At 43.6% G+C, this 22,267-nt stretch carries 19 protein-coding genes; 14 read left to right on the forward strand and 5 right to left on the reverse strand.

What is annotated here, in order from left to right; genetic code table 11:
- Window positions 1–135: 135 nt before the first annotated feature.
- Entirely contained in the window at window positions 136–2,103 is a 1,968-nt protein-coding gene (locus ACY8DX_RS01005; protein ID WP_462406049.1) for a lipoteichoic acid synthase, read from the forward strand.
- Window positions 2,104–2,351: 248 nt separating this feature from the next.
- Here the strand turns inward: ACY8DX_RS01005 and ACY8DX_RS01010 are convergent, their stop codons facing one another.
- Window positions 2,352–2,660 (reverse strand): hypothetical protein, encoded by a 309-nt coding sequence (locus tag ACY8DX_RS01010; RefSeq protein ID WP_049672495.1) that lies wholly within the window; start codon window positions 2,658–2,660, stop codon window positions 2,352–2,354.
- Between the two features lie 328 nt (window positions 2,661–2,988).
- Between ACY8DX_RS01010 and ACY8DX_RS01015 the strand changes: the two genes are divergently transcribed.
- The 3 genes from ACY8DX_RS01015 to ACY8DX_RS01025 are packed head-to-tail and all read left to right on the forward strand — an operon-like array spanning window position 2,989 to window position 7,162.
- Entirely contained in the window at window positions 2,989–5,085 is a 2,097-nt protein-coding gene (locus ACY8DX_RS01015) for an MMPL family transporter (RefSeq protein WP_462406050.1), read from the forward strand.
- 30 nt (window positions 5,086–5,115) lie between these two features.
- Window positions 5,116–5,799: a response regulator transcription factor gene (locus ACY8DX_RS01020; protein ID WP_439802589.1), complete on the forward strand. Its 684-nt coding sequence runs from the start codon at window positions 5,116–5,118 to the stop codon at window positions 5,797–5,799.
- Complete coding sequence (locus ACY8DX_RS01025) at window positions 5,783–7,162, forward strand: sensor histidine kinase (protein ID WP_462406051.1); 1,380 nt, start codon at window positions 5,783–5,785, stop codon at window positions 7,160–7,162. Before ACY8DX_RS01020 ends, ACY8DX_RS01025 begins: the two co-directional genes overlap by 17 nt.
- Before the next feature lie 95 nt (window positions 7,163–7,257).
- On the opposite strand, the gene ACY8DX_RS01030 is transcribed toward ACY8DX_RS01025, so the two are convergent.
- Window positions 7,258–8,628, reverse strand: a complete 1,371-nt coding sequence (locus ACY8DX_RS01030; protein WP_462406052.1) for a polysaccharide deacetylase family protein — start codon at window positions 8,626–8,628, stop codon at window positions 7,258–7,260.
- Window positions 8,629–9,297: 669 nt separating this feature from the next.
- Here ACY8DX_RS01030 and ACY8DX_RS01035 point away from each other — a divergent pair.
- Window positions 9,298–9,915: a DedA family protein gene (locus tag ACY8DX_RS01035; RefSeq protein ID WP_462406053.1), complete on the forward strand. Its 618-nt coding sequence runs from the start codon at window positions 9,298–9,300 to the stop codon at window positions 9,913–9,915.
- Window positions 9,916–9,948: 33 nt separating this feature from the next.
- Here the strand turns inward: ACY8DX_RS01035 and ACY8DX_RS01040 are convergent, their stop codons facing one another.
- A complete protein-coding gene (locus tag ACY8DX_RS01040) occupies window positions 9,949–11,583 on the reverse strand; it encodes an MFS transporter (protein WP_049672489.1) in 1,635 nt (544 codons plus the stop codon).
- Between the two features lie 329 nt (window positions 11,584–11,912).
- On the opposite strand from ACY8DX_RS01040, the gene ACY8DX_RS01045 reads away from it, so the two are divergent.
- The 4 genes from ACY8DX_RS01045 (at window position 11,913) to ACY8DX_RS01060 (ending at window position 16,569) form a co-directional block, all read left to right on the forward strand.
- A complete protein-coding gene (locus ACY8DX_RS01045) occupies window positions 11,913–12,728 on the forward strand; it encodes a glycerophosphodiester phosphodiesterase (RefSeq protein ID WP_439801950.1) in 816 nt (271 codons plus the stop codon).
- 79 nt (window positions 12,729–12,807) lie between these two features.
- Window positions 12,808–13,305: a methylated-DNA--[protein]-cysteine S-methyltransferase gene (locus ACY8DX_RS01050; protein ID WP_049672486.1), complete on the forward strand. Its 498-nt coding sequence runs from the start codon at window positions 12,808–12,810 to the stop codon at window positions 13,303–13,305.
- 89 nt (window positions 13,306–13,394) lie between these two features.
- Window positions 13,395–15,122, forward strand: coding sequence for an ABC transporter ATP-binding protein (locus tag ACY8DX_RS01055; RefSeq protein WP_049672485.1), 1,728 nt, complete (start codon window positions 13,395–13,397; stop codon window positions 15,120–15,122).
- Between the two features lie 205 nt (window positions 15,123–15,327).
- Window positions 15,328–16,569 carry an MFS transporter gene (locus ACY8DX_RS01060; protein ID WP_462406054.1) on the forward strand — a complete coding sequence of 414 codons (1,242 nt, stop codon included), beginning with the start codon at window positions 15,328–15,330 and terminating at the stop codon, window positions 16,567–16,569.
- 129 nt (window positions 16,570–16,698) lie between these two features.
- Here the strand turns inward: ACY8DX_RS01060 and ACY8DX_RS01065 are convergent, their stop codons facing one another.
- Complete coding sequence (locus ACY8DX_RS01065) at window positions 16,699–17,850, reverse strand: YhgE/Pip domain-containing protein (RefSeq protein WP_049672483.1); 1,152 nt, start codon at window positions 17,848–17,850, stop codon at window positions 16,699–16,701.
- A gap of 127 nt (window positions 17,851–17,977) precedes the next feature.
- Here ACY8DX_RS01065 and ACY8DX_RS01070 point away from each other — a divergent pair, with 127 nt between their 5' ends.
- The 4 genes from ACY8DX_RS01070 to manA all read left to right on the forward strand — a co-directional run bounded on the left by ACY8DX_RS01070 (window position 17,978) and on the right by manA (window position 20,860).
- Window positions 17,978–18,571: a TetR/AcrR family transcriptional regulator gene (locus ACY8DX_RS01070; RefSeq protein WP_439801952.1), complete on the forward strand. Its 594-nt coding sequence runs from the start codon at window positions 17,978–17,980 to the stop codon at window positions 18,569–18,571.
- A gap of 148 nt (window positions 18,572–18,719) precedes the next feature.
- Entirely contained in the window at window positions 18,720–19,313 is a 594-nt protein-coding gene (locus ACY8DX_RS01075) for a superoxide dismutase family protein (protein ID WP_462406055.1), read from the forward strand.
- Window positions 19,314–19,389: 76 nt separating this feature from the next.
- Entirely contained in the window at window positions 19,390–19,764 is a 375-nt protein-coding gene (locus ACY8DX_RS01080) for a SpoIIAA family protein (protein WP_049672480.1), read from the forward strand.
- 148 nt (window positions 19,765–19,912) lie between these two features.
- Window positions 19,913–20,860 (forward strand): mannose-6-phosphate isomerase, class I, encoded by a 948-nt coding sequence (gene manA / locus ACY8DX_RS01085; RefSeq protein ID WP_462406056.1) that lies wholly within the window; start codon window positions 19,913–19,915, stop codon window positions 20,858–20,860.
- 47 nt (window positions 20,861–20,907) lie between these two features.
- Here manA and ACY8DX_RS01090 read toward each other — a convergent pair whose 3' ends face one another.
- On the reverse strand, window positions 20,908–21,591 hold the full coding sequence (locus tag ACY8DX_RS01090; protein WP_197089998.1) for an N-acetylmannosamine-6-phosphate 2-epimerase: 684 nt from the start codon (window positions 21,589–21,591) through the stop codon (window positions 20,908–20,910).
- A gap of 161 nt (window positions 21,592–21,752) precedes the next feature.
- On the opposite strand from ACY8DX_RS01090, the gene ACY8DX_RS01095 reads away from it, so the two are divergent.
- On the forward strand, window positions 21,753–22,247 hold the full coding sequence (locus tag ACY8DX_RS01095) for a GNAT family N-acetyltransferase (protein ID WP_462406057.1): 495 nt from the start codon (window positions 21,753–21,755) through the stop codon (window positions 22,245–22,247).
- Window positions 22,248–22,267: the final 20 nt, after the last annotated feature.

Consider the following 22,267-nt stretch of genomic DNA (forward strand, 5'->3'; position numbering starts at 1 on the left):
TTAGCTGGAATCATGATACAATTGGTTATTATGCTTTATAATCTTGGGTAAAGATGAAAAAAGTGGATATATAAGAAGCCTAATTGGGTAAGGATATTGTGGAGTAAAGGATAGTAAATAAAGAGTGAGGTATATATGAGACGAATACATGAACAATTAGAAGAAAGGATACGCAGTCAGTTTGGTGTCTTCTTCCTTATAGCCGTTGTGATGCTTTGGATGAAGACGTATTTGGTGCAAGTGACGCAGTTTGACTTAGGTGTGCAAGGGATACTTCAGCAATTCCTTCTGCTGATGAACCCTTTGGGCTCTGCACTCATTATACTTGGAATGGCCTGGCTGTTTAGGGGAAGACGGAGATACGCGGCCTTAATGGCGCTTTATTTCTTTCTATCATTCTTATTGTTTGCCAATGTGATGTATTATCGTTTCTTTAATGATTTCATAACCCTGCCAACCCTGTTTCAAACACAGAATTTCGGGGATGTGAGTGGGAGCATTACGGCGCTTTTGAATCCGTATGATTTCATGTTCTTCATTGACTTTGCCGTGCTGATGATCTTGCTGTTTAGTAAGCACATTAAGTCGGCCGAGGGAACTGTGAAGAGAAGAGCGGCTTTAACATTTATGGGAATCGGACTTGTCATCTCAGGATTGAATCTTGCGTTGGCAGAGAGCGACCGTCCACAGCTATTGACAAGAGGCTTTGACCGGAACTATATCGTGAAATATCTAGGGATGTACAATTATGCCGTTTATGATGCGGTGCAAAGCACGAAGGCATCGGCGCAACGTGTTTTGGCAGACAGCAATGATATTACAGAGGTCGTGAATTTTACGAATTCGAATCATGCAGAGCCTAATCCTAAATACTTCGGAAAGGCAGAAGGGATGAATGTGATTTTGATTCATCTCGAGTCGATCCAAGAGTTCCTGATTGATTATGAGCTGCACGGGGAGGAGGTCACTCCATTCCTCAATTCATTAACAAAAGATAAGAACATGATGTATTTCGATAACTTCTTCCATCAAACGGCTCAAGGGAAAACATCAGATGCAGAGTTCATCCTGTCAAATTCCTTGTATGGCTTGCCGCAAGGGTCAGCCTTCACAATGAAGGGAATGAATACGTATCAGGCTGCCCCGGCTATATTGGGTCAGGAAGGTTACACATCAGCAGTTTTTCATCCAAATACAGGAAGCTTTTGGAACCGTAATGAGATTTATAAATCATTTGGATACAACCATTTCTTTGATGCCAGCTCCTATGAAATGGACCCGGAGCAATTGGCGGATTACGGCTTGATGGATAAGCCTTTCTTTGAACAATCCATCCCGTACTTAGAGACCCTGCCGCAGCCATTCTATGCGAAGTTCATTAGTGTCACGCATCATTATCCATTCTCGATGGACCAGGATAAGACCACGATTGAACCGCATATAACAGGTGACCAGTCCGTTGATGACTACTTCCAAACGGCACGTTATGCAGATGAGGCATTGGAGCAATTCTTTGCATACCTGAAGGAATCAGGCCTGTATGATAACTCAATGATCATTATGTATGGAGACCATTACGGTATCTCACAAAATCACGATGCTGCAATGGAAGAAGTACTAGAGAAGGAAGTCACGCCGTTTGTCTCTAAATCAGAGCTGCAGCGTGTGCCATTCTTTATCAGGGTGCCTGGCATGGAAGGCGGTATTAACCATTCTTATGGCGGACAGATTGATATTCTGCCGACCATCCTTCATTTATTAGGCAAAGAGACAAAGGATTATATTCACTTTGGAACTGATTTGTTGTCTAAAGAGCATGATGAAGTTGTCCCATTCCGTAACGGAGATTTCGTCAGCCCGACGGTTACCGCGGTTGACGGGGATTATTATGACACAGAGACCGGGTTGCCGCTTGATGAGAGTAAAATAGAAGAAGCGAATAAGTATCATGAAGTCGTCGAATATAAATTACAACTATCTGACCGGGTGGTGAATGGAGATCTTCTCCGTTTCCATTCGCCGGATGCCTTTGAGCCGGTTGACCGTTCAGAGTATGATTACAGCCTGGATGCGAGCAGGCTGGATGATGAAGAAGTAGAGTGAACCTATAGGGAAATAGAAGCAAAAAAGCCATCCTTTGTGGATGGCTTTTTTGAATCTAAGAGACGTTCTTTCCATCTGACATTGACTTTTTTTTCTCGGGACCAACTGTCTCATAATCAAAGCGGGCCTAGGATGTTTCACGGGAAACATAGTGGAAAGAGGAGGTCGATTTTGTTGATTTACTTTTGCAGATGGACAAAAATGAAGTCTGGTAAGAATAAATCTCACCAGACTTCATAGTAAGTTATTTATGCGGCAATGATGCCTCTAGAAATTAGAGCCGATTTATCGGAATCATTTTCCGGAACATAGCCTTTTTCCATTAGGCTTTTAACATAGATTTTGTTATAAACAAATGAGAATATGATACCTGGTATCCAAGCTCCGACTCCTAATGTGAAGACACCCGCAACCCCGGCAAGAACAACCATAATTAATGCCCATTTTAAATCTCCTCTAATTAAAGCTGGAATGAAACCGAAGAAAAAGGTCGTCCAGCTAAAGCCAACTTTCACTTCCTTAACGACGCCTGCAGTATTTCTTAACCTAACCTTCATTCATTACACCCCCCTAATATTTCATAATTGGTTCATTTCACACGATTAATATCGGACTAAGAAAGCAGTTATTAACCTTTTTCTGGAAAATATATTGGTGTATCCTTTTTACACGATCATCGCAGTTTTAATTGATTATAATAATGAGAAATTTGTGAACATCAACCCGAGTCATATTCTATCTTAGATAGGGAAACCCGCATCACGCGTGCAAAACTGCGGTTTCTATGAGTAGAATGGAAGAGTAGGCCGAACTTTCTAAGTTTATATGAAATTTATATTGGTTTAGTATGCTAGCTTTGACATTATTTTAAGAGGAGGAAACAGAGTGAAAAGGTTTTTGCACGCAGTGACCGATTGGGTGTCAACCAAGAAGGGCATGCGTATTACGATAGTCGCTTGGTTGGTTATCATGATTGGTTTAAGCGCAGGTCCAAAATTAAATGATTATAAGGTGACGAACTTTCAATCGCTTCCTGATGAGGCGGAGTCAATTGTCGCCGAGAATAAGGTAGATGAATGGTTCCCGAGCGATACGGGGACCCCGGGGATTCTCGCCTTCAATAATCCGGATGGGGACGTTGATGTTGCTGAGGTAAAAGAAATCCTTAGCGGCATTATGGATGAGAATATAAAAGGTATTGAGGAGATTGTTGACATTTCTCAGATGCCGCCGCAGGCTGTGGCAGCTTTCACATCAGAGGATAAGACAACCATGATTGTCCCGATGAATCTTGAAGCGGGTTTGGGCAACTCAGATTACTCCCGTATCAATGATAAAGCATCTGAGATTGGCAATGATATTGCCAAGGATTTAGATACAGACTTCTATATTACGGGTCCAGCTGGAATTGCCGGCGATACGACAAAGCTGTTTGAATCAGCAGACCTAAAATTATTATTTGCGACCATTCTCATTATTTTAGTATTGCTGATTGCCATTTACCGCTCGCCGCTGCTGGCGTTCATTCCATTATTGGCTACGGTAATCGTGTATCAAGTAGCGAATCAATCTGTTGCTTTGCTAGGTGCAGGCGGGCTTGAGATTAATAATTCAACCACATCGATTATGAGCATTCTCTTGTTCGCAGCCGTCATAGATTATTCCTTATTCGTATTCTCGCGTTTCCGTGAGGAACTGAATCATTATGAGGATAAACATGAGGCGATGAAGCATGCAATGCGTGCGACGGGTGAACCGGTCTTCTTCGCGGGCGGAACGGTATTGGCAGCGATGCTTATCTTGTTCTTTGCTGATTTCCGCGATTATCAGAACTTTGCTCCGGTATTCGGTTTGGCTATATTCATTATCATGCTTGCCTCTATTACGCTTGTTCCAGCCTTGTTTACCTTATTTGGGAGAAAGGCGTTCTGGCCTAAAGTTCCGAAATATGGACAGGAATCAGAGGTTAAGCATGGCATTTGGGGACCAATTGCTAAGTTTGTCGTGAACAAGCCTGGGATCTCCGGCGGACTTGTCGCGATTTTCATGGTTGTAACAGCATTGAATGTGTTCAATCTTGATTTTGAATTCAACTCTGTTAAGAACTTCCCTGAAGATTTGCCATCACGTGTTGGCTACGAAATCGTGGAAGAGAAGTTTAATAAAGGAGATCTGGCACAGACGACCGTCTTGCTTGAGAGTGATGAGGCAATGACAGAGGAGCAGGTTGCTGCATTCGCAGGAAGGCTCTCTGAGTTTGATGAAATCAATTCAGCTAATCCGTCAGGCATAACAGATGACGGGAAAGCCGCGAAGGTAACTGTCTCCCTCACGATGAACCCTTACTCAACGGAGGCAATTGATTTCATTGGGGAATTGCGCGAGGAGAGTAATGAACTGCAAGAAGATGCGAATGTTGATGCAGACATCTCTTATACAGGCACAACGGCTAAGCTTGCCGATGAACGTGAGGTTAATAGCGGAGACATCATTAAGATTGTTGTTCTTGAGACATTACTGATCCTCGTGTTATTGTTCGCCATGACACGTTCATTCAAGATGCCGTGGTATATGATGGCGACAATTCTGCTCTCCTATGCTTCTGCATTAGGACTGGGACTGTTCCTAGTGGATGTGCTGTTCGGCTATGATGCTGTGAGTACAAGGGTTCCGGTCTATGCCTTTATCTTCCTTGTGGCTCTTGGAATCGACTATAACATTATTCTTGTTTCCAGATTCCTTGAGGAGCGCACGAAGCATTCGGTTAAGGAGGCACTGGAAATCTCGATACGTAACACGGGAGGGGTTATCTCGAGTGCTGGTATCATTCTAGCTGCGACCTTTGCTGCCCTAATGACGATGCCGATTGCAGACTTATTCGTATTCGGCTTTATGGTAGCAATAGGAATTATCTTGGATACATTCTTGGTGAGGGGCATGCTGCTTCCAGCCTTGATTCTTTTCTTCGAGAAGGATAAATAAGCTATAAAGCGTAAAGATGGAGGAATCGCAATGCGCATATTAGTGGTAGATGATGACCGGGATATATTGCAATTGGTTTCCATTCATTTGAAGCGTGAAGGATATACCGTTTATCAAGCGAGTGATGCTGAGGCAGCACTCGCTTTACTTGAACATCAGGATGTTGATTTAGCTATTGTAGACGTCATGATGCCGGGCATGAATGGATTTGAGCTTACAAGAATCCTGGCGAGTGATATGGAGGTACCCGTTATTTTATTAACAGCGAAGGGTCAGCTTGCTGATAAGGAGAAGGGATTTCTTGCCGGGTCGGAGGATTACTTAGTAAAGCCGTTTGAACCGAAGGAGTTATTGTTCCGGATTGCTGTTGTCCTGCGTCGTTTCGAGCGTTCGATGGAGATGATTATTGAGATCGGCAATATGAGAATTGATCGGGAGAACTATGAGGTAGCGGTAGACGGTCACACCTTCATGCTGCCTATGAAGGAATTTGAACTGCTCTCTCTCTTAGCTTCAAAAGCCAGCAAGGTGCTTTCTAGAGCCTATTTGCTTGAGCAGACATGGGGCTATGATTATGAGGGCAATGAATTAACCCTTAACACTCATATCAATCGACTGCGAGAGCGGCTGAAGCGTTATCGTGCCGGGGTTGAGATACAGACAATCCGCGGGGTCGGGTATAAACTCGAGGTGTGCGATGAGAACACTGTATAAGGAGTTTATCGTAGCGACGTTGTTTATTCTTTTGAGCAGTATGATTATTGCCTTTGCCCTGGCCAATACGGTTTATTTTGCCTTTACAAAGGAAAAGATTGATCGTCAGAATGTCGCGGTTGCTGAAGAGATTATCTCAAGTGTTGAACAAACCCATGATTCGAAGAAGGCGGCAGAAGGATATTTAGATACGATTGCTAAGCTTGGATATCAAATGGTTTTAGTAGATAGGTTGGGAAACATGAAATCATTTGGTGATGATTTTGCAGATTCTACTCTTTCTGATGAAGCGGTGCAAACGGTACTGAATGGGGAAGTCTTTCATGGCATGCGGAATTTCTCAGACCGCTTCCTTATGATGAGTCATTTCTCCAATAAGCTGGAAAATACGGTCGGCGCTCCGCTTCAGTTGGAAGGGGAATCGTATGGATTATTCTTGAGACCGACGAATAAAATGCTTTTCTCGGACATGCATATGGTTATTGCAGGCTTTGTCTTCACCATTGCGATTGTCAGCATAGTCGGGGTCATTCTAATGACAAGAAAGCTGATTCGCCCGATTACGCAGCTAACAGAGGCTACAAAAGCCGTCGCGAATGAAAACTATGATTATGAGCTTAGAATATCAAGAAGGGATGAGCTTGGACAGCTCGCTCAAAGCTTTCACTCGATGCAAAAGCAGCTCGCCCATAATGATAAGGCAAGGAAGACATTTATCAATAATGTTTCTCATGATTTCCAATCACCGCTTATGAACATCCAAGGCTATGCAGAGCTCCTCCAAAGTGGTCAGCCGAATGAGGAAGACTATCAGGAATATGCCAGTATCATAGACAGGGAAGCAAGGCATCTGTCTAGCTTGACGAAGCAGCTCTTGCTGTTAACCTCACTGGACCAGGGCGCCTACCCGCTCAAGAAAAAAAGGGTCTGCATTAATCAGCAGTTAAAAGAAGTCATCCGTAAAATCCAATGGCTTCTTGAGGAGAAAGGAATTGAACTCTCGTATCAGCTTGATGAATGCTATATAACGGCAGACGAAGAGCTTCTCTTGAACGTATGGGAAAACCTTCTCTCTAATGCGATTAAATATACGAATGAGAGCGGCCGCATCCAAATTATATGCAGAGCTGCGAAAGGAAATATTGAAGTCCTTATCAAGGATACAGGCATTGGTATCGAGAAGGCTCATCAAGAAGAAATATTTGAGCGCTTCTACCGAGTTGATGAGGCTCGGAAGAAGAAGGATGGAACCGGACTCGGTCTCTCCATAGTAAAAGAAATCGTTGAGCTCCATGGAGGAAAAATCAGTCTAGAAAGTGAGTCTGGGGAAGGAAGCAGCTTCAAGGTCTTCCTCCCGAAATGAAGCTTTAAGGGCAAAAAAAAGAGCTCTTAACAGAGCCTTGTGGGAGTCAAAATAGCAGGAGGGTGATGCAAATCATAAGCCCTTCTGCTTTTTATTTATAGATTGGACTCTTCCAATCTTTGTTTCTTGATTTCTAGCAATTCTGAGACGGTTACAAATTCATAGCCTTGCCGTGAAAGCTCGCGAATGATGGCAACAGCTGCTTCTGCAGTAGAGGAGTATATATCGTGCATTAAAATAATATTGCCCTCTTTAACCGTACTTAAAGCATTTGGAACGACTAAGTCAGCATTGCGGAGTTTCCAATCCAGTGTGTCAACATCCCATAAGACGAGGTTCTCTTTGCCGACATAGCTGCTGACACGTTCATCATACAATCCATAGGGAGGGCGGAATAATGTCGGTGCTGTACCGGTAATCTGCTTAACAATCTCATTTGTACGATCAATCTGCTTAACAATTCCGCTTGCGCCCTCTGATGTCATCTTAGGATGATCCCAAGTATGATTGCCAATCTCATGGCCCTCATCTGCCATTCTCTTAAGAAGGTCAGCACCTGCTTCACATCTTGAGCCGAGGACAAAGAAGGTAGCCTTTGCGTCATACTTCTTTAACGCATCAAGAATCACATTTGTCACACCTGCTCTTGGCCCATCATCAAAGGTAAGGGCAATGACCTTTTCATCAATTGACAATGTGTTTTCCTTTGTTGAGCGTTCCGTAATGATATTGGCAGGCTCGTAGTTTCCTGAAAGATCATCATGGTTCTCTCCAGCCTTATAGGTATCTGCAAGATGATCATTGAGTAATTCCTTACTGATGGCTAGTTGATAATTTTCCTTTTCATCATTGAGCAGCAAATCAAAGACAATTGCTTGGTTATAAATAATAAATTGATTATAGTTTTCCGCAATTGGGGCCGTCATTTTTTTAATCTCTTTATCCGAGAGGGCAGAGGAATTATTTTTTTTGATTTCAGCAAAAGCTATATCGGAAAGCAAGTCCAAGCAATCGCTGTCAGGCTCATCCTTGATAAGGTCATCAAAGGTGATGACTTTTCCCTTCTTTAAATCAATCGTCAGAAGGTTTATTGGCCGTTTTGATTCCAGAAAAGAGATGGATAAGGTTTGGTTGCTGTAATGATGAATCTTATAGGAGAGGGTGACCTTTTCCTTGTCCATTGTATTCTCGATTGTTTCCAGAAGAGAATCGAGATAAATCTTGATTTGCTGGTCTACGCTGTCTAGATGAAAGAGAGGATATTCAACTGAAACATGTCCTTTTGATAGGGTTGAAATTTCCACTTGCTTATACATTTCATCGGTTTTGCCAGAAGGTACAGTGGTAGTGGCCGTTTTGGACCAAGATAATTTAATGGCAAAGCTGATTGCCACTATGCTTATGAGTAAACCAAAGATTCGAAGCTGCTTTTTTCGTTTCAGTATTTTGAGTCTGCTCTTTCCCATTTGATGTCTCTCCCAGATTTAATTTGCAAGTAATAGACGGCTATCCCAGCCTAAAAGTTTGCATCTCCCCAAAAATATAACCCCTTTATGCTAGATAGGTAGTCTATTATGTAACGTATCTATTATTTACGAACCTGTCTATGAAGTCAAAAGGAGATTCTATGCAAATGAATGGAGAGAACATCCACCAAGGGTTAATTTCTTTTGTTACAGCACAAGGATGGCTTTTAGCGCTTTGCTTAAAATTATGCTAGAAACGAACAAGCTGCGTGCGATTTATTGATAAAGCTTTGTCATTAATAGGAATGCTTCACTACTCCGATGCGCCGAAAAGCTGATTCTACAAAATAGTGGTACGCACATCTATGGATTTATTGCGGAAAAGAAAAAGAAGGCTCCCGACAGAAAATGAGCTGATTGAAGCAGCTAATAAAGGCAGAAAAATGACCACCGGACGATTTCATGGGTGGCCACTTTAGGTATTTTTAGGTCAACAATTGAGGAGATGTATTCAACATATTATTTGCCTGAATGGTATAATTAAGAGATAATGAACGGGATTTACTACTTGAGGAAAATTATAGAATGTCCTAGTTGTACTAGCCATTCAATTGACCCCATATAAATAAATTGAGCGACTAAATGTATATGCAGTAAGGGAGTTTAAGAATGGAAAATTGGATTATCGATATAATGGATCAGTTTGGCTACATAGGAATCTTGTTTTTGATTGCGGTTGAAAACATATTTCCGCCGATTCCTTCTGAGGTGATTTTAACATTCGGGGGATACTTGACTACCAAGACGAGCATGACCGTGACCGGAGTGGTCGCTGTCTCCACAGCTGGGTCTGTCATTGGAGCGATTATCCTTTATGGTCTTGGCATGCTCCTCGGCAAGGAGAGAATAGAAAAGATTGTGAACCGTTATGGACATATCCTGCGTGTAACAGTTGAGGATGTGGAGAAGGCTGATAATTGGTTTCATAAGTACGGACTTTGGACGATATTCTTCTGTCGGTTCGTCCCATTGATTCGGAGCTTAATATCCATACCAGCTGGAATGGCACGCATTAATTTCGTGACCTTTCTCCTTCTGACAACGATTGGGACATTCATTTGGAATGTCGTACTTGTCTCCATCGGTGCGATACTAGGGGATTCGTGGGAGTCCATCGTACACTACATGGATTATTACTCCAATGTTGTCTATGTCTTGCTTGTAATCCTCTTCCTTGCGTTTGTGATCTGGTATGTCCGTAAGAAGTTCATTAAAGTAGAGAAATAAAAAGAAGCATTCCGCTAGGAATGCTTCTTTTTATTATTTGGCTTCAGATTGTTTTGTTACCGCCGTTTTCTTTCTGATTGGTGCCATGATGGCGGTTGCGATAATGATTAAGACGGCAATGACAACAGCGGTGTAGAAGAGGCCGCTGTACCCATTTTGTGCTGCCATCGTGGTTACCTCTTGCACGCTGGACAGGACGGCGTCCTTTAAGGCTGGGTCCTGAATTTGGCTGATGACCTGATTCATTTCAGCCTCTGTCATGCCGCTTGTACCGCCGGACATTTGAGAGGTGAGAGTGCCGAGCTCAGCAAGCCCCTCGGGTCCGAGATTAGCTGCCTTGATATTGTCCTGCAGGATTCCTGGGAATTCGGTTTTAAACAAGCTTGGAAGCTCATTGAACCCGCGGGCAATAAAGCCGGCATAAATGGTTGGCGCAATGGTCATCCCAATCTGGCGTGATAGGGATAAGGTAGAGATGGCTGTACCCTTATCCGAGTGCAGTCTTTCCGTTGCCAGAATATTGAGCGGCGCCCCAAGAATAATTCCCATCCCTAAACCAGCGATGCAGGAAGAGATGACAAATTGCCACTTAACGTCAATCCAGGCCGGGAATAAGAAGAAGCCAATCGCCGAGATGAGGCCGGATAGAACCACTGCGAGAATAGGTCCTCTCTTATCGACCAATCCGCCGCCAAATGCTGCTCCGACACCAGCTGCAAGTGCAAGCGGCGTCATCCAATAGCCGGCATTCTCTTGGGCAATGCCAAGTACCTGCTCTGAAAATGCTGGAATGAAAATCATTCCGGCCAGTAACGCTCCAGAAAAGGCGCCAATCAACAAGGTCAGCAAGTAGGTTGGCTGACGCAATAAACGAAACGGCAAGATCGGGTCTTTTCCCTGTTTCTCCGTCCGGCTTTCGTGTACGAGCAAGACTGCGAACAAGAAAAGGCCGCCAAGCAAGAATCCATATACATTCGGCTCAAGCAGGCTGTCAAAGAAATGAACACCCTCAATATTCGTTAAGCCATACATGATGCCAAGGATGGATAAGGAGAGCAGAACAGTCCCGAATAGGTCCAATCTTCCTGTAACCGGATCCTTTGTTTCTTCAAGCTTCATAAAGCCTAAAATGACAAGTGCGATGGCAATTGGCACGTTAATTAAGAATAAAACATGCCAATTGCCTGTTAAATCAAGAAGAAAGCTTCCGAGGTTTGGTCCGATGACGGAGGCAATCCCATTCATGCCGCCAAGCATTCCTAGTGCTTTCCCTTGCTTTTCAGCCGGCATAGTACTGAGAACATGCGAGCTCCCGATGATGAAAATTCCGCCGCCGCCCATCGCTTGGATGAAGCGGGCGATTAAATAGAATGTAAAGTTTGGGCTCAAGGCTACGAGCAAAGAACCAATTCCGAAGATGGCTATTTCAATAATGAATAATTTCTTTCGTCCATAACGGTCAGAAAGTTTCCCAATAATCGGTACGCTGATAGCCAGGCCCAATGTATACAATGTGACTCCCCAGGCTCCCCAGTTTGCGCTTACGCCAAAGTTACCGTTGATTGTCGTTAAAGCAGCGCTGATAATCCCGTTATCCAGAGCAGCCATGAACACCCCGATGGAGAAAAGGGTGAGGGCCCATGTCTGAGAGGATTGTTTCTCTGTCATTGTATTGTCCTCCCTATACTAGTGTTATACATATTATACCAGCGTTCTACCTTCAGAAGGAAGTGTGCTGTTCATCAAAATACTTGAAAAAAGATATGTAGAAAGCAGGAATAATATGTGTGGATAAAAAGGTATTACATGCTCTAAAGCAATAGAGATAGACAAGGCAAAGGCCGGTTTTCCCATTTTGTTTGTATCATTTTCTAGGTGCAATATCCTGAATTTTGTCATCCATTTATCACCTAAAATTCACCTATTCGCCATTTATTATTCATGTTCCTCTTTTACACTAAATATGGTTGGAAAATCGAAATGGGGAGTGGTGAAGTATGAGGAAGATGGCAGGATTAGTGATTGGGTTGTCCGCTGCATTATTATGGGCGCCAGAGCAGGAAACATTGGCAAAGGAACCGGCAGGTCATCACAAAACAGAGGTGGTTGCCCACCGCGGAGCGTCTGGCTATGCTCCTGAGAATACAATTGCCGCCTTTGATCGTGCAGTGAAGATGAAATCTGATTATATTGAAGTGGATGTTCAACGAACAAAGGATGGGAAGCTCGTTATTATCCATGACACTACCGTCGACCGTACGACCGACGGGACAGGGAAAGTCGGGAGCCTGACGTTTGAAGAAATCCGCTCCCTTGATGCAGGCAGCTGGATGTCAGAAACCTTTAAGGGAGAGAAGGTGCCGACATTTGAAGAGGTGCTGAAAAGGTATAAAGGGAAGATTGGCATCTTAATCGAATTGAAATCTCCAGAACTATATCCCGGAATTGAAGAAGAGGTTGCCAATCTCCTGAAGGCCTATCATCTTGACAAACCGCGCAATGAAAAAGTCATCGTTCAATCCTTTAATTTTGATTCGATGAAAAAAGCGGATCAATTACTGCCGCGCATGCCAATCGGTGTTCTCATCAATCGAGCCTCAGATACAACGGATACGGCCATTGAACAGTTTGCTGACTATGCCGAATACTTCAACCCAAGCTATGGCCTTGTCACCGAAGAGCTCGTGACGAAAGTCCATGAAGCAGGCATGAAGGTTCAGTCCTGGACAGCGAGAAGCAGGGATACCGTTCAATTCCTGCTTGATATGAAGGTGGATGGCATTATTACGGATTATCCGGATTATGTAAAATAATTGTATTGAGAATTGGAAGGGTAGCCGTCTTGTGCTACCCTTTTAGTATGAAGGGAGCGTGCTAGAAGTGGTTGTTACAATGAAACTCGATTATCCATCGCCGCTTGGCATTATTGAGATTGGTGGTACAGAAGAGGCAGTCACGTCCGTTTTGTTTAAGGAGCGGGAAGAGATCATTTACACGCAGCGGGAGGAGACACCAGCTGTGATGGTCGAGTGTGCCCGTCAGCTTGATGAATACTTTCGCGGCGAACGGCTTGATTTTTCGGTGCCTTACCTATTTGAAGGCACGGCTTTTCAGAAGAGAGTTTGGGAATCCCTTACGTCTGTTTCATACGGGGCGACTGCTTCTTATAAGGACATTGCTTCCTTAGCAGGCAACGAGAAGGCTGTGCGTGCTGTAGGCAGCGCCAATGGAAGGAACCCTGTCTGTGTATTGATTCCCTGTCACCGCATTATCGGGGCAAACGGTAAGATGGTCGGCTATGCATCCGGTGTTTGGCGAAAGGAATGGCTATTGAAGCATGAAAAGGACATTATCGCGAAACGCAGAATACAAACTCCTCAGCCTCTGTAAAAACAGGGGCTTTTTTATTTGGCTTAATGTATCATAGGAGAAATTGGTATAATGAATATCTACCATTTGGTGGAGAAAGGAACATCACCATGCTAAGAAAATTCTTTTCATACTATAAACCACATAAACGGCTGTTTATGATAGATTTTACCAGCGCTATCATTGTAGCTTTGCTGGAGCTTGCTTTCCCGGTGGCTGTTCAGCGATTTATTGATGAATTGCTCCCAACAGGGGATTGGGGAATGGTTGTGACGGTAGGAGTATTGCTTCTCTTCGTTTACCTGCTCAGCACATTCCTGCAGTTCATTGTGAATTATCTTGGCCATAAGCTTGGGACGAATATAGAGACGGATATGAGACAGGAGCTGTTTAACCATGTTCAGCGTCAGTCCTTCCGATTCTTTGATAATACGAAAACAGGACATGTCATGAGCCGGATTACGAATGATTTATTTGATATCGGCGAATTTGCCCACCATGGACCGGAGGATGCCTTTATTGCCATCATGACGTTCATTGGGGCCTTCCTGATTATGTTCAATATCAATCCGACCTTAGCCATCGTCGCCATTATCCTCGTGCCATTCTTAACGTGGCTCGTTGTCTTCAGTAATAAGAAGATGAATGCAGCATGGAAGGACATGTACGGGGAGATTGCGGATGTGAATGCTCGAGTGGAGGACAGTGTTTCTGGTGTACGTGTTGTGCAATCATTTACGAATCAATCCTACGAAATGAATCGTTTCAGGAAAAACAACGGGAAATTCCGCTTGGCGAAATTGCGTGCCTATAAGGTCATGGCATGGACGCATTCCTCCATCTACATGATGACGCGTCTTTTGACATTGCTTGTTCTGATTGTCGGGGCATGGCTGAGCTTTAATGGCAATCTTACCTATGGGGAATTGGTCAGCTTCGTCCTCTATACAAATGTCCTCGTGAAGCCAATTGATAAGATCAGCGCATTGCTTGAGCTGTATCCAAAAGGAATGGCCGGCTTCAAACGGTTCCTCGAGCTGATTGAACAAGAGCCTGATATTCAGGATAAGAAAAATGCCATCGTGGTCAATCATTTAAATGGGGATATACAATTTGATCATGTGGATTTCCGTTATGATGAATCTAAGTCAGTGTTAAGTGATATTTCCCTTTCGTTAAGAGCAGGAGAAACAACGGCTTTCGTAGGTCCTTCTGGGGCAGGGAAAACGACAATTTGCTCGTTAATACCTCGCTTTTATGATGTGGACGGAGGCGCAATCAAGATTGACGGTATTGATATTCGGGAGATGACACTTGAATCCTTGCGCAAGCAGATTGGGATTGTCCAGCAGGATGTGTTCCTCTTTACGGGTACGATTCGTGAGAATATTGCCTATGGAAAACTTGATGCGTCCTTTGAGGAAATCAAGGAGGCAGCGAGGAAGGCCCATCTTGAAAGCATGATTGAGGCATTGCCGGATGGCTATGAGACAGAAATCGGAGAACGCGGCTTAAAACTATCAGGCGGCCAGAAACAACGACTCGCGATTGCGAGGATGTTCCTGAAAAATCCGCCAATCTTAATCCTTGATGAAGCAACATCCGCTCTTGATACAGAGACAGAGAGGATTATCCAACAATCATTGGAGGAGCTTGCCGCAAATCGGACAACCTTGGTCATCGCCCACAGGCTTGCCACGATCCGCAATGCTGACCGACTAATTGTGGTTGGAGAAAAAGGAATTGAGGAAGACGGTACTTATGAGGAGCTCCTTGCCCATAATGGAGTATTTGCGAATCTACATCGGATTCAATTTGGAGAGAAAGCCATGGTGTAAACTATGGCTTTTTTCTATGAAAAAATATTGTTAAAATATTCTAAAATGATAAAATAATCATCATAGTAACAATCTCTCCTTAAATTGCACCTCAGTTCTCCTCATCATAGCCGCTTTATTTCAGCTATTAGATTTTATCAACTTGCCAATTAACATCTAGACGAACCTTACGGATAATAGATAACAAGTCAGGGGTGTTTGTATATTGGAAGAAACAGCTGTCAAGGAACCGGCAGAAAATTCCTCAAAAAAGAGCAGTATGAAAGACTTACTCCAAATTAGGAATTATCGCTATTTGCTTTTTGGGCAGGCAATCGCCATGCTGGGTGATGGGGTATATACCTTGGCCCTTGTTTGGTCGATGAAGGAATTGACAGGATCGTCTGTCCATATGGCGTATGTGCTTGCTGCTGGAGTGATTCCAACGATTATCCTTGGCATATTTGCAGGGGTCATTGTGGACCGTGGGAATCAAAAGAATATTATGCTTGCTGCCGACATATTCCGGTCGCTTGCCCTATTTGGGTTATTTACGTTATTCGTACTAGACCTGCTTGCACCATGGATGTTAATTGTCTCAGCGTTTATCGTCTCAAGTTTCAGTGCCTTTTTTACACCTGCAAGAGCAGTAGCGATTCGTTCAATCGTGCCTGATGAGCTCATGATTCGTGCTCAAAGCGCGTCCTCTACAGTACAGGTTGTCACCGGATTGGCAGCACCGGTTATCGCAGGTATATTGCTGGCCATAGGTCTCCGTTTTGCTTTCTTATTCAATGCGATTATGTTTCTTTTATCTTTTGTCTTTATCCGATTGATTAATCAGCCTGAACTATTGGCAAAGAAGCCAGAGAAGTTGAATAGAAGTGTCTTTATGACTGATTTGAAGGAAGGATTTCATACTATCATAAGGGCTCCGATATTACGTGCCATGATTATCTATCTCGTCTTGATTAACTTTATGTTTGCACCGGTCGAGCTTCTTTTGCCGGCTTATGTAAATAATCCGTCTCAACTTGCCATTATTGAAGTAGCCTTCTTTATCGGTATTCTAACAGGATCAATTGCCATCAATTTCTTTGCTGACCGACCGAAAATTTATCCCATTGTCATTGGGCTGCTCATGATACTATTGCCGTTTGCCGGCTTAGGGGTCATCACGAACTTTATCATCAGCTGCCTATTCATTGGGCTTGCCGGAGCAGGGAGTACACTCGTGAATATTACGCTAAGCACACTTTTCATGGTCAAGATTCCAAGAGAGGTTATTGGACGCTCGCAAAGTACGATGAGAGTACTGCTTGAGGGAGTGAATCCTGCTTCTCTCTTACTGGCAGGGATTCTTATGACATTTATCAGTGTACAGCAAATGTTCTTGGCGATTGCGGCATTCGGTATCATCATTGTCTTACTTATGGTGGCGAACCCTCTTGTTCGAAAAGCAGCATAGATGAATGTTGCTTTTTAGTGGACTTGAAAAGGTAATCCTAATTCCAATAAACGGGAAAAGCCAACCGCAAAAGGTTGGCTTTTCATGCTTTCATTAGGAAGGGGGCTTAAATTGTCACTGCCCACACGTTTATTTCGCTTTCGCTTTTGGCGAACGAACTGGTTTAAATATAGATAAAAGATACATAACAAGACCGGAAATCCCGATTCCTAAAATAATGTTAAAGGATTGTCCGGTATAGAATCCGCTGCCGAAGTAGAAAATCTCACGTAACCCTTCAGAAGCAAAACGGATTGGCACCCATGGACGAATGAAGTTGACAAAGAAATCTGGGAGCATCTCTTTTGGTGTCATTAAAACCCCCATCCCAAGCAACATGACAACCATGAATAATGTGATGGCTGGCTTTCCAATCCAGGAAGTGACTCCGGATACTAATAAGAAGAAACAGAATGCTGCAAACGATACGAATGATCCAACTAAGAAATAGCTTGGCATATTAATACCGGCGATTAAGCCAAGTGTTGCAACGGTGAACCCTGAGAACAGGGCGATGATTATACCGAATAAAGCTTGACCGCCCATTAGGCGTAAGGCTTGCTTCCGTGTTAATAATTCTTTCTTAAAGATGCCAGATGTAACAAGGAATAGTATGAAGCCGCCAATTAAGGCACCGACCCAGGCAGGTACGGCCATTAAGGTTGGCGCACTGCCGTTTGCTGTTGAAGCAGTAATGGCATTGAATATCTTTTCCTCTGAAACAATTGGGTCAACTAAAACGGCTGCTTTGTCTGCACCAATTTGCTGGTCGCCCATTTGTGCTACAAAGCTTGTGGAATATTGACTGCTCAATTGTGAAATCAAAGCATTTAAGGCCGTTTTCGCATAGTTGGCGCCTGTCGCGTTATACCCCTGGTTAATATACACTTGTAAAGTTGCTGCAGCATTGTTCTTCATCGCATTTTGCAATGAATCATTATACCCTTCTGGAATGACTAATGCCGCGTAATATTTTTTATCATCAAATAGTTCCTCGATATCTTCTTCCTTTTCATTTGTAAAAGCTAACATCGGTTCTTCGCTTTCTGTGCCTTTACTCATTTGTTCAACGGCTGTTTGAACAGCCTCTACATGTTCACCTTCATCATTGACAATGAGGGCAACCGGTAAATTTCGTACCTTTGGGTCTCCTTGTGCAAAGAGGTTCACGGAGAATAAGGCGATAATTAAAATGACCGCGAGGGGAGCTGCCCATGCTAATTTTTCTTTAAATAATCTCAAACAAAATCCATCCCTTTCAAATGTTCAACATGTTGTTTAGTAATTATTGCTTATTTTATAATCGAGAGAGAGAGGAAGCAATGAACAAAATGAACAATGTGTTCAATTTTGAGAAAAGGTGATTGTGATGGGCATATATGAGGAGAAAAATCGAAGAACGAAACAAACGATTCAACGTTCCTTTCTGCAACTATTAGAGAAGAAACCGTTTGAAGCCATTACTGTCGGAGATATTACAAAAAAGGCCCAAATAAACCGTGGAACATTCTATTTACATTATCTAGATAAGTATGATTTGCTCGATCGAATCGAGCAGCAATTGTTTAGAGATCTAGGAAATCATATTGATGAATTACAATTCCATTATTCATCTATGCAGACATATGAAAAGGGGCAAGAGCAATTAGCTGCTGCTTTATTCAGCTCGATTAAGATGCATGCGCCCTTATTGAAAATATTTCTGAGCAACCATGGAAGAGCAGGCTTTCATCTCCGATTTAGAGATGCCTTCACGGAAAAAGTGCGTGTTAATTTAGAGAAACATGAAAGCAGCCATGCAGGTTTAAATGTCCCGATGGAATACTATCTATCCTTTATTACCTCTGCCTTCTTAGGTTTAATTGAACAATGGGTGCGAAATGACCTAGACAAAACGCCTGAGGAAATAACTGCATTATATATTGATATTATTTCTTTTATTCAAAAGAGGGGAGAAGACTGAGCAGCGTATTGACGAAATAGATCATATTGAATGGTCTATTTTTTTTGCCTGCCACCTAAGGACTATCGAATGATTTTCCTTAAAAGGGTGTTTACCAGCCTCTCTCTTGGTTAATTTAGGTAAATAGAAACGAAGAGGAGGAGAAAAGTTGAAGAAATATATCTTTTTAATGCTCATGACATTTGTACTCGTCCTTGCAGGATGCTCTGAAAGTGAAGAATTAGATACGACAAGCGATAAGATTGAGCAAAACGAGAATAATGCGGATAACCAGGATGGCGATAATAAGGTGACAAACCGCAAGACAGTTGAATTGAAGAACAGTGATGATGAGAAAGCTGGTTCAGCTGTTCTTGAACAAGAGGAAAATGGTGTAAAGGTCACCTTGAAGGTAGAGGGAATGGAACCTGGCAAGCATGGTGTTCACTTCCATGAGACGGCTAAGTGTGAGGGTCCTGACTTTGAATCTGCCGGTGCTCACTTCAACCCTGATGATACCAAGCATGGGGTGGAAAATGACAATGGTCCGCATGCCGGGGATTTGCCGAATATTGAGGTAACAGAGGATGGCACTGGCGAATTTGAATTCACGACAGAGTATGTCTCTTTATTAGCGGATAAAGAAAACTCCTTATTGGATGAAGACGGAAGCGCACTTGTTGTTCATGATAAGGAGGATGATGGAAAGACAGACCCTTCAGGAGATTCAGGGGATCGAATAGCTTGCGGTGTCCTTGAATAAGTTTAGTAACGTAAGAACACTCGTATAACGATGTGGTGTACGGCAGTTCAATCAGTATAGAAGGGGATGGGAAAAGATGCTTGAAATTCTGCCATCAAAGGATATGATGACGGTTGCGGTCCGATTCAGCGGAAAGGCAACGCAGGCTGATGCGGATCAATTGGAGAGGTATGTGGCGAAGCATTATGGGAATAATCAAAAGTTTAATATCCTGGCGATTATCCGTGACGTGGATGGAACTAATTTGATGGGAATGATCAGTGGATTGAAATTCGATGCGAAGCGGATGAACCAATTCCATAAGATTGCGGCTGTATCAGACCTTCAGTGGGTACAATCCATGGCCAATCTTGGCAATATGATGCCCAATCTGGAAGTGAAGGCATTTGCAGAGAAAGACCTTGAAAAAGCCTGGGGCTGGGTGATTACATCAGGGAATGGAGGTATGTGAGCGCGAGTGAGAACCTGTTTTCATGCAGGTTCTTTTTTATGTACCAATGGGTGGAAGCATATTCATTTTTTTGAGTTAGACAAAGAAATCGCCTTCCTATATAGTGAATATGTACATTATTATTACCCTCATGGGAGGCCGGACTTTTATGACACAACCATTATTTTTAACACCAGTATTTCAGGAACGTATTTGGGGAGGTACAGCGCTTCGCGACCAATTCGGATACGAGATTCCTTCTGATCATACAGGAGAATGCTGGGCTATTTCAGGCCATCAAAACGGGCCATCTGTTGTTGAAAATGGACCATACAAAGGAAAGACATTAATCGAGCTGTGGGATCACCACCGTGAGTTATTTGGCGGTCTAGAAGGAAAGGTATTCCCATTATTAACGAAAATTCTCGATGCAAATGCAGACCTCTCTGTACAAGTGCATCCGAATGATGAATATGCCAATATCCATGAAAATGGCGAGCTTGGCAAGACAGAATGCTGGTACATCATTGACTGTAAGGAAGGAGCAGAAATGATCTACGGGCATAATGCCGGCTCCAAGGAAGAATTTGCCCAGATGATTGAAAAAGGAGAATGGAATGACCTTCTGCGCCGTGTGGCCATTAAGCCGGGCGACTTCTTCTATGTCCCAAGCGGAACTGTTCATGCGTTATGTGAAGGCACACTTGTGCTGGAAACGCAGCAAAGCTCTGATACGACATACCGTGTATATGATTACGACCGCAAGGACCAAAATGGCCAAACGCGGGAGCTTCATATTGAAAAATCCCTTGATGTAAGCATGGTTCCGCACAAGGATGCCAATGTAGACATTAAGGAGGAGCAAAGACCTGGTGTGATGGTGACGACATTTGTGGAAACAGAGTATTTCTCCGTTTATAAATGGGATGTAGCTGGCGCGGCAGAACTTACACAGGCAAAACCATTTATGCTGGCAAGCGTGATTGCGGGTGAAGGTACACTGAAGACAGCTGAAGGCACATTCCCAATCAAGAAGGGGACACATTTCATCCTCCCATCTGGTACTGGACAATTTGAAATCAGTGGAGATGCAAGCTTAATTGTTTCTCATCCTTAATGAATCAGCAAGGCGGACCAGGTTTATTAACCAGGTCCGCCATTTTTTTAGTCAGCCTTCATGCCGTCAATGAAGCGCTTTGTAATGAGCTGGGGTCTTGTAATAGCACCGCCGACGACAACGGCATGGGCCCCATGCTCAAGACATTTACGAGCCATATCAGGCGTTAGAATATTCCCTTCAGCAATGACCGGGATGCTGATGGTGGAGACGAGCTCACGCAGCAGCTCATAATCTTTGTGGTCAATGCATTGTCCCTTCGTGTACGGCGTATAGCCTACAAGGGTCGTTGAAATGCAGTCGAAGCCCAGTCTTTCAGCCTCAATGGCTTCTCCCATTGTGGAGATATCAGCCATAAGCAGGAGCTCAGGGAAATGAATCCTAATCGACTGGACGTACTCAGAAAGCGTAATATTATGCGGTCTGTCACGATAGGTGGCGTCTAAGGCAACCATATCTGCACCGGCAGAGGCAAGCTCGCTCACTTCCCTAAGGGTCGGAGTGATATAAATCGGGGAATCCGGATATTCCTTCTTCACAATTCCGATAACCGGCAGGGAAACCTGTTTCTTGATTTCCATCACGTCTTCCCGTGTGTTGGCACGAATGCCGACTGCTCCGCCTTCTTGTGCAGCAAGTGCCATTCTTCCCATAATCATGGAACTGTGAAGCGGCTCATCGGGAAGCGCCTGGCAGGATACGACTAAACCATTTTTAATCTCATCTAGCATCATCTGTTATGTACCTCCTATGAAGTGAAACTTCAATCAGTGAGCTTAACCCGACTGATTGTAAGCTGAATCAATTGGGCATGGAATGGGCTGCCCAACTAATGCAGGATAAAATCATGATAAAGTGAGGAATGACTCATATGAAATCCATACCACTCTATATGTATACTCTACTAAAAACTATACCACCGGTCCCAGCGGGCGTACAATTTCGTCTTTTTCAAGAGGGGGATGAAGCAAATTGGGCAAGAATCAATGTGGCGACAGGTGAATTTCTTGATACTGACGTCGCCCTGAACCGGTTTGAACGAGAATTCACCCCTCATCTAGCTGAGGTGAAAAAGCGGATGCTCTTCCTTCTGAATGAAGAGGGAACACCCATTGGCACCGCGACAGCTTGGTTCGGTGAATGGAATAGGCGGACAATCGGGCGTATGCACTGGGTAGAAATCATCCCGGAATATCAAGGGAAGGGGCTGGGGAAGGCGCTTATCTCTAAAGCAATGGAACTGCTTGCCCTCTACCATGATGAAGCGTATTTAAAGACACAAACAACGAGCGGGGCCGCGATTCATCTTTATGGAAAGCTTGGCTTTGAGCCAGCTATCCTCTCAGAGGAAGAAAGAGAAGGGTGGAGCATGCTTGGAAGCTGTTAATCAATCGATTGATTAATGAT

This window comes from Gracilibacillus sp. Marseille-QA3620 (assembly GCF_054950035.1).

Bases quoted from the DNA above. Each gene is read 5' to 3' on its own strand.
- ACY8DX_RS01030 (WP_462406052.1), bottom strand. From the start codon at position 8,628: ATGGGAAAGAGCAGACTCAAAATACTGAAACGAAAAAAGCAGCTTCGA.
- ACY8DX_RS01035 (WP_462406053.1), top strand. From the start codon at position 9,298: ATGGAAAATTGGATTATCGATATAATGGATCAGTTTGGCTACATAGGA.
- ACY8DX_RS01010 (WP_049672495.1), bottom strand. From the start codon at position 2,660: ATGAAGGTTAGGTTAAGAAATACTGCAGGCGTCGTTAAGGAAGTGAAA.
- ACY8DX_RS01045 (WP_439801950.1), top strand. From the start codon at position 11,913: ATGAGGAAGATGGCAGGATTAGTGATTGGGTTGTCCGCTGCATTATTA.
- ACY8DX_RS01080 (WP_049672480.1), top strand. From the start codon at position 19,390: ATGCTTGAAATTCTGCCATCAAAGGATATGATGACGGTTGCGGTCCGA.
- ACY8DX_RS01095 (WP_462406057.1), top strand. From the start codon at position 21,753: ATGTATACTCTACTAAAAACTATACCACCGGTCCCAGCGGGCGTACAA.
- ACY8DX_RS01090 (WP_197089998.1), bottom strand. From the start codon at position 21,591: ATGCTAGATGAGATTAAAAATGGTTTAGTCGTATCCTGCCAGGCGCTT.
- ACY8DX_RS01005 (WP_462406049.1), top strand. From the start codon at position 136: ATGAGACGAATACATGAACAATTAGAAGAAAGGATACGCAGTCAGTTT.
- ACY8DX_RS01020 (WP_439802589.1), top strand. From the start codon at position 5,116: ATGCGCATATTAGTGGTAGATGATGACCGGGATATATTGCAATTGGTT.
- ACY8DX_RS01070 (WP_439801952.1), top strand. From the start codon at position 17,978: ATGGGCATATATGAGGAGAAAAATCGAAGAACGAAACAAACGATTCAA.
- ACY8DX_RS01025 (WP_462406051.1), top strand. From the start codon at position 5,783: ATGAGAACACTGTATAAGGAGTTTATCGTAGCGACGTTGTTTATTCTT.
- manA (WP_462406056.1), top strand. From the start codon at position 19,913: ATGACACAACCATTATTTTTAACACCAGTATTTCAGGAACGTATTTGG.
- ACY8DX_RS01050 (WP_049672486.1), top strand. From the start codon at position 12,808: ATGAAACTCGATTATCCATCGCCGCTTGGCATTATTGAGATTGGTGGT.
- ACY8DX_RS01040 (WP_049672489.1), bottom strand. From the start codon at position 11,583: ATGACAGAGAAACAATCCTCTCAGACATGGGCCCTCACCCTTTTCTCC.
- ACY8DX_RS01055 (WP_049672485.1), top strand. From the start codon at position 13,395: ATGCTAAGAAAATTCTTTTCATACTATAAACCACATAAACGGCTGTTT.